A 16,804-nucleotide genomic window follows, 5' to 3' on the forward strand; every position below is an offset into this window, starting at 1 on the left:
TGCGGTTGCGCCCCGGTTGCCTTCGGTTGCCTTCGGATATGCCCGATGCCGCCGGTTGTCCCGTATCGTGCGCAGTTGCCCAGGGTTGGTCAACGTTGCCATGGTTGCCCAGACCGGCGCGGGTCTGCTATCGCCCGAAGAAAGGAGACACACGAGATGACGCATCAACGCCGCGCGCGGTCTGCTTCAGAAGCAGGGCCAGCCCGCAGGTCCGCATTTTTTCCGACGCCGCTGCCGATTTCGCTGCCGGTCCTGTTGCTGGCGAGCCTGCTGGCGGCACTGCTGACGACCGGTTGCGGCCCCAAGCGGTCCATCACCGGCTTTCCCGGTGGCTCCACGCAAGAGGCGCGACCCGCGCCCCAACAGGCCGAGCCGCAGCGCCCCCGCACCGTCACCCTGAGCACGCCCTATGATTCCAAGGAGGCGCGCCGCAAGCTGGCCCCCGGCAAGAACACCATTCGGGGCACCGCCTCGGCCAGAACGCCCGGCGGCGAGGTGGCCACCTGCGCGGGCAAGCCGGTGACGCTGGTGCCGGTGACGGCGTATTCCGATGAACGCATGTTCGCCATCTACGGCAGCGACGACAAGGGCGTCCTGCGCCTGGGGCAGGGCGCGGCGCCGCCGCCGGTCATCACCAACGACGACCCGCGCTACCTTGCCGACCATCCCCAGACGGTGTGCACCGATAGCGGCACCTTCGTCTTCAAGGACATTGCCGACGGGCAGTTCTTCATCGTCACCGGGTTCACCTGGCTGACCGAGGACAAGAAGCCGCAGGGCGTCGGGTTGATGCAGCGGGTTTCCGTGTCCGGCGGGCAGACCAGGAAGCTCGACATGAAGCCGTAGCGGCTGGCACCGGGTGAAAGGCGCGGGACCGGATACGGTCCGGCCAGAACCTGCTCCGGGCCGGGCCGAACGGGGCAGGTTCTGGCCGGGCCACGGAGGGCCGGAGAGGGGATACCCCCTGCCCGGCCAGGCGCCACAGCCGCGTACACCGGCGTGGGGCCATGTAACCCCCGGCCTTTGCATTGCGCTGTTTGCAACTTCTGCCGAAAGGTGGGAAGTTGCCGCTTCGGCAACACCCGCTGGCACTGTTACCGGCCAGGGAGGCGTCATGCGCGTCCCTTGGCCGTTTTTGCGTTTCGTGCTGGGTGATGTGCGTTGCGTTTCTTGCGCCAGGCGGGCCCGTCGCGCGGACCAGTCCGCCGTGCCAGCCGTGCCTGGTGCGTTAATCAGGCCGGTCGGGCCGGTGCGCTTCTCATGCCGGTCGCGCCGCTCATGCCGATCAGGTGGACCAGCCAACCGTGCCTGCCGCGTCTGCCTCCCTCCTTGTGGGGGAGGCGCGTTCCGCCACATCCCGGCGCAAAGGTATGGACAGGCGCCACGTCCGCCGATTCGGCTCACCTGAACTGATGGAAGTTTTCATGGATAAAACAAAGACCCTGAAAAGATATCTGTTCTTCGGAGGTTCGCTGTTCCTGTGCGCCTTCGGCATTGCCCTGGTCACCAATGCCCGGCTGGGCACCACGCCCATCACCAGCGTACCGTACGTGCTTTCGCTGCTGTCTGGGCTTTCGCTGGGCATGCTCACCCTGCTGGTGAACGTGGTGTTCGTCGCCCTGCAAATGCTGGTGATGCGTGAAGGTCTGTCGCGCAAGTATCTGGTTCAGATGCCCGTGGTGATGGTATTCAGCGTGTTCATCGACATCGCCATGGCCCTGACCCGGCCCTTGCCTCTGGAAGGCTACCCGTTGCAGATGGCGGCGGTGGTGGTGGGCAGCGCCATCCTGGGGCTGGGCATCGCCTTCGAGATAGTCTGCCAGGTGGGCATACTGCCCGGCGAAGGACTGATGGTGGCCATCGCCTACCGCACCCGGTTGGCCGTGGGCAACGTGAAGACCCTGTTCGACTGCGGGCATGTGGTGGTGGCGGTGGTCGTCAGCCTGATATTCGCGGGCACGGTGCTGGGATTGCGCGAGGGCACCGTGATTTCGGCGTTGCTGGTGGGCAACTTCGTGCGGCTGAGCGGGCCGCTGGCGCAAAAGTCCACGCGGTTGTGGGCTGAATAAGGAATATTGTTTTGCGGCGCCGGGCCTTGGCCGCGTGGGCACAAACAGCAGTGTCGCCACCAGTCCGCCTGTGTGTGCAGCGCCTCCAACGCCAGCTTGGCTGGGGGCATGCGTGGGGGCGCGGTGGGTTTGCCGTTTTTTGCCCGTCAGCCCGACGCGCGCGTGGCGGACCTTCCCATGGGGGCCTTTTGGGGCTTTTCATCTCGTTGTCCACGTTCGCGTCGTCCTGCCCTGTCAATCGTTGCCCCTGCGCAAACTTCGTCGTAGCGCCCCCTGCCCGCCGTCTGCCATTTTTCCTTGCACCGCGACACTCTTTCGACTATCTGACCACCGTACGCCATGACGCCACCGTCGTGGCATCACCGGAACGTAGCGCAGCCTGGTAGCGCACCTGCCTTGGGAGCAGGGGGTCGCTGGTTCGAATCCAGTCGTTCCGACCAGTAAACATGGGGTTACGGGAAATTTCCGTAACCCCTTTTTTTGCATGCCCACAGACCAGATAGCCGGGGCTATGCCGCGCGTTGCGGTCCGTTCGTCTGCGCACATTTTGTAGGGATATTTCGCGCCCTGTTCCATTGCGCGGGTGTCGTTGTAATATGTCGTAATATAATGCTTTTATGGGTAGTGTGCTGGCGTTTCGCGACAACTTTTCTGGGGCGGCGCGTTATTTTGCGTGCGGCACGCTTGACGACAGGGGGCAAGGTGCGTATTTACGCATCTCCTTACCAATTGGCAGCGTTCTTGTTTCCCTCGTTCGATCTTCGCATGTGCAAAGCTCCGGACAGATGAAAAGAAGAGCCTGAGAAAATTCCGGAGTATTTCACATGTCCAAGAAGCTCTACGTCGGCAACCTTCCCTTCTCCAGCAGCGAAAGCGACCTGCGCGCCCTGTTCTCCAACCACGGCGAAGTGCAGTCCGTTGCCCTGATCATGGACCGCGAAACCGGTCGTCCCCGTGGCTTCGGCTTCGTGGAAATGGACGACGACGGCGCCCGCGCCGCCATGGAAGCCCTTGATGGCCGCGACTTCCAGGGCCGCAGCCTGAAGGTGAACGAAGCGCAGGAACGCGCTCCCCGCCAGCCCCGCTGGTAGGCCTTCGCTCCCCTATCGTCTGGACCGGGTCCCGCCCATTTCGGGCGGGACCCTTTCTTTTCGGCGCGGTTCCGCGTCATAAGCCGAAGGAGATCCTATGGCCAAAGACGATTACTTCGAAGTTGCGGGCGTGGTGCAGGAAGCCCTGCCCAGCACGCTGTTCCGTGTGGAACTGGAAACGGGCCACACCGTGCTCAGCCACCTGTGCGGCAAGATGCGCAAGTTCCGCATCCGCATCCTGCCCGGTGACAAGGTGCGCGTCGCCATGTCCCCCTACGACCTGACCAAGGGCCGCATCGTTTTCCGCGAACGCTAGGCGGCCCGCCACGGCCCCGCGCCGTGTCCCGAAGCCTGAAGGCCCCTGCCGGCATCGTGCCCGTGGGGGCTTTTCGTTTGCGCAGGGCGTGCGCAGGGGCGGGCCACGCCGGGTGGGCAGGTGCTGCGCCATCCGCGTTGGTCACGCCCGCCGTGCCGGACATGCGCAGCGGTACCAGTCTTGTCAGTATCGCCACGTTCCCGGTTGCTCGTTTTCCCGTTACCCGCGCAGCCCCTGCCTTTGACACCCCCGTCGGCATGGGGCATTGCGGTGTGGCGGGGGGCGCCGGTCCATCGCGCCTTCCCGTTTTTCCGCACCCACTTCGGAGCCGCCATGGGACACATCGCCGCCAGGGACATCTACCGCCGCCTCGGCCACGCCATCGACAACACGCCCGTGCGCACGCCGTGGAACGATGCCTTCCACGCCATGCTGCGCGAACTGTACACCCCGGAAGAAGCGGAACTGGTGGTGCGCATGCCGTACCGTCCGTCGTCCCTGGAACGGCTGGAGCGGGTCACCGGCATGAACCGCGCCCGGTTGCAGGTGCTGCTGGACCGGCTGTGCGACAAGGGGCTGGTGCTGGACATCCGAGAGGAAGGCGATCGTGTGACCAACGCAGCCGGGACCGCCGAACGCCGGACCGCTGCTGCACATGGGCATGCTGAGCAGCACGGGCAGCACGAGCATTACGGGCATGATGCCCACGCAGACCGCGCACATCCGCATGCGCATCCGCACGACCATTCTCCCTCCCCGCACGACCATTCCCACTCCGCCCCCGGCACCCCGGCTTCCCCGGCCCACGATCATCCCGACGACGGCTGTCTGTACATGATCAGCCCCATCGTCATCGGCATCTTCGAATTCACCATGATGCGCACCGGCGGGGCGCTGCCCAGCAAGCGCTGGGCGGAACTGTTCCACGACTATATGTTCGGCGACCGGGCCTTTCTGGACGCCAATTTCGGCGACGGGCAGCGGGTTTCGGTCATGCGCGCCCTGCCGTATCAGGAAACCCTGGGCGACCATGTGGAAATCCTGGACTACGAGCGCGCCGCCGCGTTGGTGGAGCAGAACCGCACCTTTGCCGTGGGCCTGTGTTCGTGCCGCCATGAAAAGCACCACCTCGGCACCCGCCAGTGCGACGTGGACATGGAAACCTGCACCTCCATGGGCACCGGCGCGGAATACCTGATCCGGCACGGCTTTGCCCGGCGCATCGACAAGGCGGCCATGCACGACATCCTGGCCCGTTCGCGCGACCTCGGCTTAACCCTGTCCGCCGACAACGTGCAGCAGGGCGTGGGGTTCATCTGTCATTGCTGCGGCTGCTGCTGCAACCTCATGCAGGGCATCCGCCAATGGGGGCACGCCGGGGTGCTGGTCACCTCGTCGTTCATCGCCCGATGCGACGCCAGCCTGTGCAACGGCTGCGGCCTGTGCGAGCGGGCCTGCCCCATCGATGCGGTGTCGCTGCCGGTGCCGCCTGGCGGACGCAAACGCGAACGCCGATGCGCGGTGGACGAGGACTACTGCCTGGGGTGTGGGGCCTGCGCCCTGAAGTGCCCCACCGGGGCGCTGCGGCTGCACCCGCGCGAGCGCAAGGTGCTGCACCCGGCGAACAGCTTCGAGCGGGTCATATTGCAAAGTCTGGAGCGCGGCACCCTGCAAAACCTTGTTTTCGATAATCCCAACAGCCGTACCCAGGAATTCATGCGCGGACTGGTGGGCGGCTTTCTGCGTCTTGGCCCGGTGAAACGGGCGCTGATGGGCGAGGCGCTGCGTTCGCGCTTTCTCGATGCCGTGCGCCGCATGAGCGGGTAGGGCAGAAACTGGTCGGCTGCGATGACGGCGCGGCAAGCCTGCGGGCTGGCTTCGGCCTGCCATGCGGGGTCGCTGCGGCCTGACTGGCGGACAAGCCGGACAGGCCGGGCAAGCCGGGTAAGCCGGATAAGCCGGATAAGCCGGGCAGGGCGAACATGACGGACTGTAGGCAGGACGGGTGGTGCATCCCCCTGTTCACCGGCACCCTCCGCGTTTCCTTTCCCTTGCACATGAAGAAGCCCCCGCTGGCGATGCTGGCGGGGGCTTGTTGTCTACAGGCACTCAAGCGGCAACGGGACGTATGCCCGGTGGCGTCCGTCGCTACCCGGTCATGTCAGGCAACGCCGTGCGCCTTCCGGCTGGCCGCGTCGCGTCAGTTGCAGGGGGTGGGGTGCGACTTCAGAAGGTCATCGGCAATGGAGGCTCTTTCCTCCGCATCGGCGGGGTGCACGCACAGGCAGTCCGCGCCCTGGCCCAGTGCGGCGGCGCGCTTGTCATGCCTGCCAAGGTGGCTGCCCAACTCTGCGGAGTGCCCGATGAACATGGGGCTGTACCCCGCGTTCAGTACCGCCTGCGGCTTGCGGGCGAACATGAATACTCCGCTGAAGTCCGCCAGGGTGGCGCCCAGAGGGTACACCGCAAAGGTGTAGGCCTTGCCCGAAGCTCCGGTGAACGAGGTCATGGCGAGGGGTTCCATAGTGCCTCCTTCGTGTTGCGGGAATATGATACCCTTTGGAATCATATAGACACATAACGCCGCCGCCGCAATGATTTGCCGTGGCGGCGGCGTGCCGTTCCGGAACACGCCCCCCTAGAACTCGATGCCCCTGGTGGCTTGCACCCCCTTTTGCCACGGGTGCTTCACCTCGTTCATCTCGGTGACCAGGTCGGCGCGCTCGGCCAGCCAGTCGGGCAGGCCGCGCCCGGACAGCACCAGATGCCTGCCGTGCGGTTCCGCCAGTTCCAGCAGGTGTTCCACTTCATCGCGGGTCACGATGTCGTAGCCGAGGGCGTACAGGGTTTCGTCCAGCACCAGCATGTCCACATCGGGCAGGGTGTCTTCTGCCCATTGCAGCAGTTCCTGCGCGGCCTTGCGGTGGGCGGGGCGGTCTTCCTCGCGGCGCAGAAAGCCCTTGCCCCCGGCGCGAAAGCGTTCGCCCAGCAGGTGCTCCAGCATTTTCTGTTCGCCCGCCTGGCCGGGGCGTTTCATGAACTGCCCGAAGGCCACGGTCAGCCCCTGACCCAGGGCGCGGATGGCCTGCCCCACGCAGGCGGATGTCTTTCCCTTGCCGTTGCCGGTGTATATCAGCAGCATCAGTTCTCCGGGGTATCCCAGCCCACCCCCGGCACGGCGGCCCCGCAGCGGGCGCACCGCGACGAAGCGGGCAGGTGGGTGTGAAAGCCCTCGCGCAGGGCGAACAGGGCGCCGCAGGCGGGACAGTGGGTGGATTCGGCGGGGTGGCCCGGCATGTTGCCCAGGTAGACGAAGCGCAGCCCTTCCTCGCGCCCGATTTCCCAGGCTCGCTCCAGCGTGGCCGGTGGGGTGGGGGGGCGGTCTGTCAGGCGGTAGGCCGGGTGAAAACGCGAAAGATGCCACGGCACGTCCGGCCCCAGTTCGTCGCGGATGAAGCGGGCCATGTCGCGCAACTCATCCGGATCGTCGTTCAGGCCGGGGATGAGCAGGGTGGTCACCTCCAGCCACCAGCCCATGCGGGCGATGGTGCGCAGGGTGTGCAGCACCGGCTTCAGCCGTGCGCCGCACTGGGTTGCGTAGAAATGCTCGGTGAAGGCCTTCAGGTCGATGTTGGCCGCGTCGATGCGGTGCTCCAGTTCCGCCAGGCACTCCGGCGACTGGAACCCGTTGGAGACCATGATGGTGGCAAGCCCGGCGGCGCGGGCCGCATCCGCCGTGTCGGTCATCAGTTCGAAAAAGATGGTGGGCTCGGAATAGGTGAACGATATCGACGCCGCCCCGCTGGCCCTGGCTTCGGCCACCAGCTTGGCCGGTGTGACGCGCTGGCCGCGCACCACGCCTTCTTCCGCCGGTGGGCGCGACAGCGACCAGTTCTGGCAAAAGCTGCACGCCAGGTTGCAGCCCATGGTGCCGAAGGAATAGGTGAGCGTGCCCGGCATGAAGTGGAACAGCGGCTTCTTTTCCACCGGGTCCAGGTTCACGGCGGCCACGTTGTCGCCCACCAGGGTGAACAGCCTGCCCACCGGGGCGGTCTTGACCGGCGCATTTGGGTCCGGCGCATTTGGCCCTGCCACGCCCGGTTTAGATACTTCTGGTCCCGGAACGTCGGGCCGATTCACCCGCACCCCGCAACGGCCCGTGCCGCCCCCTGCAATGATGCAGTAATGGCTGCACAGGCGACACTGCACGCGCGTCGCGTCCGCATCCGGCGATGCGGCGGTGCCTGCGGCATCAGCGCCGCCGGGTGGTGGCAGCGGTTTCCAGAGTCGTGCGTCTAGCATGGCAGGTTCCTTGCTGATTGGAGGGGCGCCGGACGAAAGGTACCGGACGAAATGCGCCGGACGAAATGCGCCGGACAAAATGCGTCGGGCGAACGGTGCCGGACGAAGGGGGGCGAGGCATCGCGGACGACCAGCCGGTTATGGCCGGCTATGGCCGGGCATGACCGGAACAGGCGAGCCGATTGGCGCGGAACGACTGACGTGGACCGACTGGCGCGAACCGGCTGACGCGAGCCGCGACCGGCCCATTTCGCATGCGGCTATTGCCGCCTGCCCGTCCCTATGCCGCCGGGGGGCAGGGGAGTGGGCCGCATCACGCCGCCTTCCTTTCCGCCGCTTCCCCAATTGCCGTTGTTCCCGCCCTGGGGTTGGCCCCAGGTGCCGTTCACGTTGATCTCGGGCGCGATTATCATGGGCACCTGCTGTTGCGGCATGTCCTGGTGGCGCGGCGGCCCCTTGGATTCCATGATCCGGTCGCCGGTGTCCGGGTCGCGCCCGATGTACGACTGGTCGCCGCCGGTACCCATGAAGGTGTCGTTGCGGGGGCGTTCCTGCTGCGGGGGGGGGCCGTCCCACGTGCCGTTGGCGCCGGTTGCGGCTGCGGCGATCAGGATGCCGGGTTTCGCATGTGCAGGCGTGCCTTCGCGGGCAATGGCAGTGCCCGGCAATACCGCTGTGGACAGCATGCCCGTTGCCAGTATACTATGGAATAAGGCCCGTGCCAGAAGGGGTTTCATGGTGTGTTCCTCTTGCGCTTCGGGGGGTAAAAGCCTATGAAGGGCTTCCGGAAAATCCGAAGCCAGACGACCCAAGGAGCCTACGTTAATGTCTGAGGACCGTTCCAAAGCCTACACCGATGCGGGGGTGGATATCAACGCCGGCAATGCCCTCGTGTCGCGCATCAAGTCCATTGTCGCCCGCACGCACACCAATGGTGTGATATCCGACATCGGCGGCTTCGGCGGCCTGTTCAAGCCGGATCTCGCGGGGATGGACGAACCGGTCCTTGTTTCCTCCACCGATGGCGTGGGCACCAAGCTGAAGTGCGCCTTCCAGTTCGGCAAGCATGACACCGTGGGCATCGACCTGGTGGCCATGAGCGTCAACGACATTCTGGTGCAGGGCGCCCGCCCGCTGTTTTTCCTGGACTACTTCGCCACCGGCAAGCTGGACGTGGATGTGGCCGCCAGCGTCATTTCCGGCGTGGCCGAGGGCTGCCGCCGCGCAAGCTGCGCCCTGCTGGGCGGTGAAACCGCCGAAATGCCCGAAATGTACGCCCCCGGCGAATACGACCTGGCGGGCTTCTGCGTGGGCCTTGTGGACAACACCCGCATCGTGGACGGCTCGTCCATCCGCGTGGGCGATTCCATCATTGGCATTGCCTCCACCGGCCTGCATTCCAACGGGTACAGCCTGGCCCGCAAGGTGCTGGCCCAGAGCGGCCTGAACGGCAACGATCCGCTGCCCGGATCGGACCGCACCGTGGCCGAGGTGCTGCTGGAACCCACCGCCATCTACGTGGACATCGTGCGCTCGGTGATGCGCGACTTCGCCATCAAGGGCATGGTGCACGTGACCGGCGGCGGCTTCTACGACAACATACCGCGCGTGCTGCCCGCCACCGTCGAGGCGCACATCGATTTCGGCTCGTGGACCGTGCCGCCGGTGTTCAACTGGCTGCTGGCCCAGGGCAACCTGACCTGGCCGGAAATGCTCCAGATCTTCAACTGCGGCATCGGCTACATCATGATCGTCTCGCCCGACGTGTGCGACGAGGTGCTGGGGCGCGTCAACGCCATGCACGCCGAGGCCTGGCGCATCGGCAGCATCGGCCGCCGCCGCGACAAGGCGGCGGAGCAGGTGCAGGTGGCCTTCTAGCCCGCACGGCGACATTCATTGCACGCCATCGGGGCCGTTCCTTCGGGAGCGGCCCCGTTCTTTTTGCCCGGACTGGCCGAGACTGGTCGAGACTGGCCGGGATGCCCCACGAAACGGAAACGGGCCGGAACCATGTGGTTCCGGCCCGTTGCGGTGTCCTGTTGCTGGCATGTGAGTCATGTCCCCGCATGGCGGGGCGCGGCTGGATCAGTCCTCGCAGCCGCAGATATGATCGTCGTCGTCCGGGACACCTTCGTGCGGCCCGGCTTCCAGGTGCCCTTCGGGCAGGCCTTCGTGGGCGTCGTCAGGCTCGGTGTCCTCCACGCCGGAAAGGTCTTCCGCCGTCACGGAGCTGTCGGCATCAGGGGTGTCCCTGTCGGGGCTGGCCTCCGGCGCGTCGCGCAGCAGGTCGGCCAGCGGGGTGGGGTGCCATTGGCCGGGCAGGGGGACGCCCCGTTCCTCCAGGTCCGCCCGGTCGCCCAGGTACGGGTTGAAGTAGCCGAAGCCCAGCCACGGGCATTCCCGGCGCAGCCGCTTGCGGAAGTTGACCAGGCCCATGTTGGGGCCGAATTCGATGCCCAGCAGCAGTTCCAGGTACATTTCGGGGTCGATGTTCAGGTTGCGCAACTGGATGAAGCTGACCCCGCAGGTGCGGACCATGTCCAGCAGGGCTTCCAGTTCCGGCTCGGTGTCGGTGATGCCGGGGAAATACAGCAGGTTCAGCGAGACGAACACCCCGTTGCGCCGCGCGGTGGCGATGCTTTCGCGCACATCGGCCAGGGTGTAGCCGTGCGGGCGGTAGTAGCGGTTGTACGGTTCTTCGCGGGCGCTGTTCAGGCTGACCCGCAGCGAGGTAAGGCCCACCCCGGCAATGCGCTCCACGGCGCCCGGCAGCGAGGCGTTGGAATTCAGGTTCACCGTGCCGCGTCCGCCCTCGGCGCGGAACAGGCGCACCGCTTCCTCTATCAGGGGGGCCTCGGTCAGCGGTTCGCCCTCGCAGCCCTGGCCGAAGGAAAAGACCGGTTCCGCCACCTCGTTGCGGGCATGGTGGCGCATCACTTCCACGATTTCCGCCGCCGTGGGGGTGAAGGCCATGCGGTTCTGCGGGGTGGCGCAAATGCGCGACCCCGCCTCCTGTTGCGAGATGCAGCCCACGCAACGGGCATTGCACGCGCGAGAAACGGGCAGCGGCGCCTCGTACCGGCCAAGGCACAGGTTGCGCGCGGCGGGGCAGGAATAGGTAAGGGCGCACTTGGCGGTCAGGTGCTGCATCAGCCGGTTGTCCGGGTAGCGGCGCATCAGTTCGCGGGCGGTCTGTTCCACCTTCCTGCGGTGGACGCCCCGGAACACCTGGCGATTGGATTCGTCCACCCGCTTGGCGCAAACGTAGAAGCGCCCGTTGGCAAAGCCCACGGCCCCGTATGCGAACAGGGGCAGGGTGGGGGCGTCCGCTTCGCTGACGTAGGCGGGGTGCGCGGTCAAGGTGTGCGCGGGCGCGGCAAATGCGGCCACGGCCAGTTCGTCCATGCCCACGGCCTCGCCGGTTTCCGGGTCCAGCCCCACGGCGCGGCGGCCCGGCAGCAGGAATAGCTCGCTCTCGTCGGGCAGGGGCATCAGTTCGTCGGGACGGGGCAGGGCGAATTCGTGCCCGCGCCGACAGACCATCAGCAGGTCCGGATGGTCGTAGATTTCGCCGTTTTCGTCGGCCACGACAAGATGGGGACGGATATTGGATGAGGCCATGTGGTGCCCTTTGTTCTCATGTATTGTGGTGCATCGTGGGATGTGCTAGGTGCCGGATGGTTACTGCAAGCGGGGTTCCCCGGCAAGTGCATATCCGGCCCCGCTGGCCGGTGGCCGGGGAAATGCCGCCTTTTTTTTCCGGGAGAGAAAGGAACCATGTTCGACAACGCCACCATGTTCATGATGTTCATCCTGCTGTGTTTCGCGGGATTGCTGGTGATGTTCTATTTCGTGCTGCGCGGCATGGAAGAGCTTGCGCGCGGCATGCGCGACGAACACGCCGCACTGGCCTCGGGCCTGCGCACGCTGGAGGCGCGGGTGAACGAACTGGCGCGCGCCCAGCGCGCTGCCGCCGCCGGACTGCCGCCCACGCCCCATGCGGGTGCCGGGGCCGACGCGTTCGACGAACCGGTGGGCCAGTACCACGTGCAGTACGGCACCGGTCCGGATGCCCGCACCGATACGGGGTATGGCACCGGAGATGATCCGCTGTACGGCCTGGTGCACGAGGACGTCGAATCCAGTCTGCCCGGCGGTTTGGCCATGGACTTCGAGGAGCCTGTGGAACTGGTGGACCGCCAGCCAGACGGCGTGTCTGGCTTGGGACGTGACGGCGTGTCCGGCCTGGAATATGGCGGCACCGCAGCCGCCCCGCGCGAGGCGGACCTGCACGCAGTGGAACTGCCCAGCCTCGACCTGACCGCACCGGCAGGGGGAACGTCTGGCGCGTCTGGCGTAGCTGGCGCATCGCGCGGCAGGGCCGCCGGTCTGGATACCTCCGCGCTGGACCCCTCTTCGCTGGACGCCTTTGGCGACCCGGACCGGGCGCACGACGCCCACGAGCCGCACCATTCCCCGGACACCGGCGGGACGGGCCTGCTCTCCTTTGGTGACGACGAGGCTGCCTACCGAGAAGCCCGCGAACGCCGGGCCGAGTCCCGTGCCTCGCGCGGCAAGGGCGGTCTGCCGGAGTTGAAGCTGGACGACTAGCTGCGGACACATCGTAGCAACCCTTGCCCAAGGGCGGATGGCGCATGGACATCGTCTACATCTTGCTGGCCTGCTGCGTGGCAGGGGTACTGCTGTACACCAAGCTGAACGGCAGCGGTGGCGGTGGCGCCGCGCGCGCGGTCGAGGCGGCCCTTGAACGCGACATCCAACTCATGGAACTGCGCCTGGCCAACCTGACCGAGGAATGCGGCACCCTTCAGGCCAGCGTGGCATCCATGCGCGGGCGCCTGCACACCCACGCCGAGCACGAGGCCGACCGTGCCCGGCAACTGCGCGACGCCGCCGTGCAGTCCGCCACCGAGCAGCGCGAAAGCCTGCCCGAACGCCTGGTGCGCAAGGGACTGGTGAACGCCGACCAGGTGGCCAAGGCCGAAGCCTACCGCCGTAACACCGGAAATCCCCTGCCGACGGAAGAGATACTGGCCCTGCTGGGCTTCATCGCCCCCGACGTGCTGCGCGCCGAGCGCGACGAACACAGGCGGCAGACCCGGACGGTTGCCGCGCCGGAAGCGGGACCGGCATCCACGGAAGGCGGCGAGGGTTCGGCCTGAGCCGCGCCGGTTGCTTCCGGCATCATGAAGAATCGCGGGATGCATGCGCCCGGCTGCCCTTGTGGCCTGCCGGGCGTTTTCGCGTTCAGCGGGCGGCGCCCAGGTACGCTTCGCGCAGCAGGGGCGAGGGCATCTGCTCGGCCAGCAGCAGGTAGATCAGGCGCAAGTGGGTGCGGCGGATATCATCGGCCCGGGCGCGCCGCTCGGCCACGATGCCCTGCGGCAGTTCGCGCAGCCGTTTGGTGAAGTCGCGCGCCCGGTGGCGCGCCCGATGGGCGGCGTCCACCCTGCCCAGGCCGGAGGCGGCAATGCGCGTGCACCGCTCGGGATCGGACAGCGCCGTGCGGACCACTTCCGCCAGACTGTCGATGTCGTCAGGTTCGTACAGCAGCAGGTCGCGCCCGTCCTCGAACAGATCGGTAAGGCCGTGGCCGATGCGCGGGGTGACCAGACACCCGCCGCAGCCCAGGGCCTCGAACACCCGGAAGTTCAGGTCGCCGTGCTCGCAGTAGTTCAGCAGCAGCCGCCCGCGCGGGTACAGCGCCCGGTAGTCGCCCCGGGTCACGTGCAGGCCCGGCAGGCGCTGCCCCAGCCGTTGCAGGAAGGCGTGGCGGGCAGGGGTGCGGGCCGCGTCCACGGTGCCCACGAACAGCAGGTCCCATTCCGGCGCGGGGGGGCGCGGCAGGTCCGCGTCCTTGGCGAAGGCGGGCGTCCACCAGATGCGCTCGTCGGGCAGGCGCCGCCCGGCCACCAGCGGAATGTGGTCGCGCAGGCTCATCAGGCACACGTCGAAGGCCTGGGCATACAGCGGGTACCAGCTGTGGATGTGCGAATCCACGCAGTAGAACACCGTCAGGCAGGGGAACGATTCCATGCCCAGCACGAAGGGCGGGCGGCTCTTGTCCGCCACCACCACCACGTCGGGCTCCCAGCCCGCCGCGCGCACGATGTCCTGCCAGCCGAACACCGCCACCTGCTGGAAGTCCATGGCGTGCACCTGCCAGCCTTCTTCGCGCAGGGCCTGCGCAAAGAACGGGCTGCCGATCCAGAACAGCCGGGGCATGCGGTTTTCGTGTTCGCCAGTCATGGCCGGGGTATACCGTGCCGGGGCGGCGGGCGCAACGCGGGGGATGGTGTGGTGTGACGGGCGGGCCGGGGCGCCGGACCGTCGGGCCGCCGGGCGGTGGCCCCAGTGCCGCCAACGCCTGTTTTCTGGCCGCCCGCCAGTCACGCCGCGTTCCCCCTTGCCAGCCGCCGTGCGAACGGATAGTGCTGTGACGTCGTGTTGTCGGCGTCACCGGCCCCTTCCCGTTGAGTCAGCAGCGGGGACCACCCATGTCCATTCTTACCCGGAACACCGCGCTCGCGGGCGTTCTCGACACCCATCTCGCGGCACTGGCCGCGGACGAGGGCCTTGCGCCCCAAACCATCCGCGACGGCATCGAAGGCGGCACCATGGTGCTGCTGGGCAACCCGTCGCACCCTTCGTTGCGTCCGCTGCTGGTGGGCCAGCCTTCCCGCGTGAAGGTCAACGCCAACATCGGCACCTCGCCCCTGTGCAACAACCCCGACCGTGAAATAGAAAAGCTGGCCGCCGCGCTGGCTGCCGGGGCCGATACCGTGATGGACCTTTCCATCGCGGGCGACCTGCTGGCCATCCGCAAGGGCATGCTGGCCGCCTGCCCGCTGCCGCTGGGCACCGTGCCGCTGTATTCCGTGGCCCAGAAGTACCTGGACAAGGGCAAGGACCCGGCGGGCATGGACCCGGAAGAACTGTTCGCCGAAATCGAGATGCAGGCGGAGCAGGGCGTGGACTTCATGACCGTGCACTGCGGCCTGACCCGGCGCGGCGCCGAATGGGCCACCGAGGGCGGTCGCGTGCTGGGCATCGTCTCGCGCGGGGGCTCCATCCTGGCCCGCTGGATGCGCAAGAACGGCAAGGAAAACCCCCTGCTGGAACAGTATGACCGCATCCTTGAAATCGCCCGCAGGCACAACGTCACCCTGTCGCTGGGCGACGGCCTGCGCCCCGGCGCCGGGGCCGACGCGGGCGACGCCGCCCAGTGGGAAGAAGTGATGATGCTGGGGCGCCTGGCCAAGGCTGGCCTGGCCGAAGGCGTGCAGTGCATGATCGAGGGCCCCGGCCACGTGCCCATGCACGAGGTGGAGGCGCAGATCGTCGGCATCAAGAAGCTGACCAACAACGCCCCGCTGTACGTGCTGGGCCCGCTGACCATCGACAGCTCGCCGGGCTACGACCACATCGCCGGTGCCATCGGCGGTGCCATCGGCGTGCGCGCCGGGGTGGACTTTTTGTGCTACCTCACCCCCGCCGAACACCTCACCCTGCCCACCATCGAGGACGTGAAGGCCGGTGTCATGGCTTCGCGCATCGCCGCGCAGGCGGGCGAAGTGGCCCTTGGCCGCCGCCACGCGCTGGAGCGCGAGGCAGGCATGTCGCAGGCCCGCATGGCCCTTGACTGGGACGGCATGAAGCGTTGCGCGCTGGACCCGGAAATGGTGGACGCCCGCCGTGGCGAACACCGCAACGAGGAAGAATGCGCCATGTGCGGCAAGTTCTGCGCCGTGAAGATGCTGCGCGACGACCCGCAGGGCACGCTGTAGCAGCGCGCCGCGCCGCCTGATCTCGCGGACCCCACGGAACGCTCGGACAGCCGGGCTGGTCTGGCAGGGCTAGCTGGTCTGGGCCGGGTTGGGCCGGGTTGGGCCGGGTTGGGCCGGGTTGGGCCGGTCGGCGGCGGACGGAATCCGGAAACGGGAGGGATGCCGACATCCTTCCCGTTTTCTTGTTTGGCGGTGCCCGCCTTGAGTGATGCGGCGGCCCGCGTTACACCGTGGGCGCTTTCACCACGTTGGTGGGCGCACCGGCCAGGAAGGCGCGGATGTTGCCCGCCGTGACGCGCATCAGGGTCTGCCGCGCGGTCAGGGTGGCCCAGGCCAGATGCGGGGTGATCAGGCAGTTCTTGGCCGTCAGCAGCGGGTTGTCCGGCCGGATGGGCTCCACCGCCACCACGTCCACGCCAAGGCCGCCCAGGTGGTTGTCGTTGAGGGCGGCGGCCACGGCGGCCTCGTCCAGCAGGGGGCCGCGCGCGGTGTTGATGAGGATGGCGCCCTGCTTCATGGAGGCCAGACGCACCCGGTTGACCATGCCGCGCGTGGCGTCGGTGAGCGGACAGTGCAGGGTGACCACGTCGGAGCGGGCGAAAAGTTCGTCAAGGGACACGTAGGCGAAGGGCTCGTACCCCGGCATGGTGCGGGTGTTGGGCGAGTAGGCCAGCACCTTCATGCCGAAGGCGTTGGCGATCTGCCCCACGCGCTTGCCCATGTTGCCGAAGCCCACGATGCCCATGGTCTTGCCGGTCAGTTCTATCTGGGTGGTTTCCCAGAAACACCAGTCCTTGTTGGCGCTCCAGTTGCCCACCTTCACGCTGGCGTCGTGCCGGGCGATGCGGCGGCACAGTTCCAGCAGAAAGGCGAAGACGTGCTGGGCCACGGCCTCGGTGCCGTACCCGGGCACGTTGCATACCGGGATGGAGCGCGCGGCGGCGGCGCGGATGTCCACCACGTCGTACCCCGTGGCCAGCACCCCGATGTAGGCAAGGTCGGGCAGTGCCGCGATGGTGTCGGCATCCAGCGGGGTCTTGTTGGTCAACACCATGTGCGCGCCCGCCGCACGTTCGCGTATGGCCTCGCGCGGGGTGCGGTCGTGCACGGTCAGTTCGCCAAGCGCGGCAACGGCATCCCACGGGTTGTCGCCGGGGTTCAGGGTGTAGCCGTCCAGTACGACGATACGCATGGCTGTACTCCGAAAAGGTTTTTCTG

Annotated in this window: 16 protein-coding genes and 1 tRNA gene; 10 read left to right on the plus strand and 7 right to left on the minus strand. The window is 67.1% G+C overall.

Annotated features, from left to right (window positions below):
- Nucleotides 1-156 precede the first annotated feature (156 nt).
- The 6 genes from K6142_RS05930 (at nt 157) to K6142_RS05955 (ending at nt 5,303) form a co-directional block, all read left to right on the plus strand.
- Complete coding sequence (locus tag K6142_RS05930) at nt 157-846, plus strand: hypothetical protein (protein WP_190243911.1); 690 nt, start codon at nt 157-159, stop codon at nt 844-846.
- Nucleotides 847-1,424: 578 nt separating this feature from the next.
- On the plus strand, nt 1,425-2,069 hold the full coding sequence (locus K6142_RS05935) for a YczE/YyaS/YitT family protein (RefSeq protein WP_190243910.1): 645 nt from the start codon (nt 1,425-1,427) through the stop codon (nt 2,067-2,069).
- 363 nt (nt 2,070-2,432) lie between these two features.
- Nucleotides 2,433-2,509, plus strand: a tRNA-Pro gene (locus K6142_RS05940).
- Nucleotides 2,510-2,893: 384 nt separating this feature from the next.
- Entirely contained in the window at nt 2,894-3,160 is a 267-nt protein-coding gene (locus K6142_RS05945; RefSeq protein WP_007521357.1) for an RNA recognition motif domain-containing protein, read from the plus strand.
- A gap of 97 nt (nt 3,161-3,257) precedes the next feature.
- Complete coding sequence (infA, locus tag K6142_RS05950) at nt 3,258-3,476, plus strand: translation initiation factor IF-1 (protein WP_012611350.1); 219 nt, start codon at nt 3,258-3,260, stop codon at nt 3,474-3,476.
- Nucleotides 3,477-3,809: 333 nt separating this feature from the next.
- Complete coding sequence (locus tag K6142_RS05955) at nt 3,810-5,303, plus strand: ATP-binding protein (protein ID WP_190243909.1); 1,494 nt, start codon at nt 3,810-3,812, stop codon at nt 5,301-5,303.
- A gap of 373 nt (nt 5,304-5,676) precedes the next feature.
- Here K6142_RS05955 and K6142_RS05960 read toward each other — a convergent pair whose 3' ends face one another.
- The 4 genes from K6142_RS05960 to K6142_RS05975 all read right to left on the minus strand — a co-directional run bounded on the left by K6142_RS05960 (nt 5,677) and on the right by K6142_RS05975 (nt 8,515).
- Nucleotides 5,677-6,000: a hypothetical protein gene (locus tag K6142_RS05960; protein WP_012611352.1), complete on the minus strand. Its 324-nt coding sequence runs from the start codon at nt 5,998-6,000 to the stop codon at nt 5,677-5,679.
- Nucleotides 6,001-6,114: 114 nt separating this feature from the next.
- Entirely contained in the window at nt 6,115-6,618 is a 504-nt protein-coding gene (locus K6142_RS05965; protein ID WP_190243908.1) for a cob(I)yrinic acid a,c-diamide adenosyltransferase, read from the minus strand.
- Entirely contained in the window at nt 6,618-7,778 is a 1,161-nt protein-coding gene (amrS, locus tag K6142_RS05970; protein ID WP_190243907.1) for an AmmeMemoRadiSam system radical SAM enzyme, read from the minus strand. The genes K6142_RS05965 and amrS overlap by 1 nt, the downstream gene beginning before the upstream one ends.
- Nucleotides 7,779-8,038: 260 nt before the next feature.
- Nucleotides 8,039-8,515 carry a hypothetical protein gene (locus K6142_RS05975; RefSeq protein ID WP_190243906.1) on the minus strand — a complete coding sequence of 159 codons (477 nt, stop codon included), beginning with the start codon at nt 8,513-8,515 and terminating at the stop codon, nt 8,039-8,041.
- A gap of 88 nt (nt 8,516-8,603) precedes the next feature.
- Between K6142_RS05975 and purM the strand changes: the two genes are divergently transcribed.
- Nucleotides 8,604-9,656 carry a phosphoribosylformylglycinamidine cyclo-ligase gene (purM, locus tag K6142_RS05980; protein ID WP_190243905.1) on the plus strand — a complete coding sequence of 351 codons (1,053 nt, stop codon included), beginning with the start codon at nt 8,604-8,606 and terminating at the stop codon, nt 9,654-9,656.
- A 207-nt stretch (nt 9,657-9,863) separates the two neighbouring features.
- Here purM and K6142_RS05985 read toward each other — a convergent pair whose 3' ends face one another.
- Nucleotides 9,864-11,399, minus strand: a complete 1,536-nt coding sequence (locus K6142_RS05985) for a radical SAM protein (protein WP_190243904.1) — start codon at nt 11,397-11,399, stop codon at nt 9,864-9,866.
- Between the two features lie 156 nt (nt 11,400-11,555).
- Here K6142_RS05985 and K6142_RS05990 point away from each other — a divergent pair, with 156 nt between their 5' ends.
- Entirely contained in the window at nt 11,556-12,389 is an 834-nt protein-coding gene (locus K6142_RS05990; RefSeq protein WP_190243903.1) for a hypothetical protein, read from the plus strand.
- Between the two features lie 44 nt (nt 12,390-12,433).
- A complete protein-coding gene (locus K6142_RS05995) occupies nt 12,434-12,961 on the plus strand; it encodes a hypothetical protein (protein WP_190243902.1) in 528 nt (175 codons plus the stop codon).
- A gap of 85 nt (nt 12,962-13,046) precedes the next feature.
- Here K6142_RS05995 and K6142_RS06000 read toward each other — a convergent pair whose 3' ends face one another.
- Complete coding sequence (locus K6142_RS06000; protein WP_223290241.1) at nt 13,047-14,048, minus strand: glycosyltransferase; 1,002 nt, start codon at nt 14,046-14,048, stop codon at nt 13,047-13,049.
- Between the two features lie 248 nt (nt 14,049-14,296).
- On the opposite strand from K6142_RS06000, the gene thiC reads away from it, so the two are divergent.
- Nucleotides 14,297-15,586: a phosphomethylpyrimidine synthase ThiC gene (gene thiC / locus K6142_RS06005; protein ID WP_190243901.1), complete on the plus strand. Its 1,290-nt coding sequence runs from the start codon at nt 14,297-14,299 to the stop codon at nt 15,584-15,586.
- Nucleotides 15,587-15,809: 223 nt separating this feature from the next.
- Here thiC and K6142_RS06010 read toward each other — a convergent pair whose 3' ends face one another.
- Nucleotides 15,810-16,778: a D-2-hydroxyacid dehydrogenase gene (locus K6142_RS06010; protein ID WP_190243900.1), complete on the minus strand. Its 969-nt coding sequence runs from the start codon at nt 16,776-16,778 to the stop codon at nt 15,810-15,812.
- Between the last annotated feature and the right edge of the window lie 26 nt (nt 16,779-16,804).

Source organism: Nitratidesulfovibrio sp. SRB-5 (assembly GCF_019931275.1).
Lineage (GTDB): Bacteria > Desulfobacterota > Desulfovibrionia > Desulfovibrionales > Desulfovibrionaceae > Cupidesulfovibrio.

Coding starts and splice junctions, on each gene's coding strand:
- K6142_RS05930 (WP_190243911.1), top strand. CDS start 157: ATGACGCATCAACGCCGCGCGCGGTCTGCTTCAGAAGCAGGGCCAGCC.
- K6142_RS05935 (WP_190243910.1), top strand. CDS start 1,425: ATGGATAAAACAAAGACCCTGAAAAGATATCTGTTCTTCGGAGGTTCG.
- K6142_RS05945 (WP_007521357.1), top strand. CDS start 2,894: ATGTCCAAGAAGCTCTACGTCGGCAACCTTCCCTTCTCCAGCAGCGAA.
- infA (WP_012611350.1), top strand. CDS start 3,258: ATGGCCAAAGACGATTACTTCGAAGTTGCGGGCGTGGTGCAGGAAGCC.
- K6142_RS05955 (WP_190243909.1), top strand. CDS start 3,810: ATGGGACACATCGCCGCCAGGGACATCTACCGCCGCCTCGGCCACGCC.
- K6142_RS05960 (WP_012611352.1), bottom strand. CDS start 6,000: ATGGAACCCCTCGCCATGACCTCGTTCACCGGAGCTTCGGGCAAGGCC.
- K6142_RS05965 (WP_190243908.1), bottom strand. CDS start 6,618: ATGCTGCTGATATACACCGGCAACGGCAAGGGAAAGACATCCGCCTGC.
- amrS (WP_190243907.1), bottom strand. CDS start 7,778: ATGCTAGACGCACGACTCTGGAAACCGCTGCCACCACCCGGCGGCGCT.
- K6142_RS05975 (WP_190243906.1), bottom strand. CDS start 8,515: ATGAAACCCCTTCTGGCACGGGCCTTATTCCATAGTATACTGGCAACG.
- purM (WP_190243905.1), top strand. CDS start 8,604: ATGTCTGAGGACCGTTCCAAAGCCTACACCGATGCGGGGGTGGATATC.
- K6142_RS05985 (WP_190243904.1), bottom strand. CDS start 11,399: ATGGCCTCATCCAATATCCGTCCCCATCTTGTCGTGGCCGACGAAAAC.
- K6142_RS05990 (WP_190243903.1), top strand. CDS start 11,556: ATGTTCGACAACGCCACCATGTTCATGATGTTCATCCTGCTGTGTTTC.
- K6142_RS05995 (WP_190243902.1), top strand. CDS start 12,434: ATGGACATCGTCTACATCTTGCTGGCCTGCTGCGTGGCAGGGGTACTG.
- K6142_RS06000 (WP_223290241.1), bottom strand. CDS start 14,048: ATGACTGGCGAACACGAAAACCGCATGCCCCGGCTGTTCTGGATCGGC.
- thiC (WP_190243901.1), top strand. CDS start 14,297: ATGTCCATTCTTACCCGGAACACCGCGCTCGCGGGCGTTCTCGACACC.
- K6142_RS06010 (WP_190243900.1), bottom strand. CDS start 16,778: ATGCGTATCGTCGTACTGGACGGCTACACCCTGAACCCCGGCGACAAC.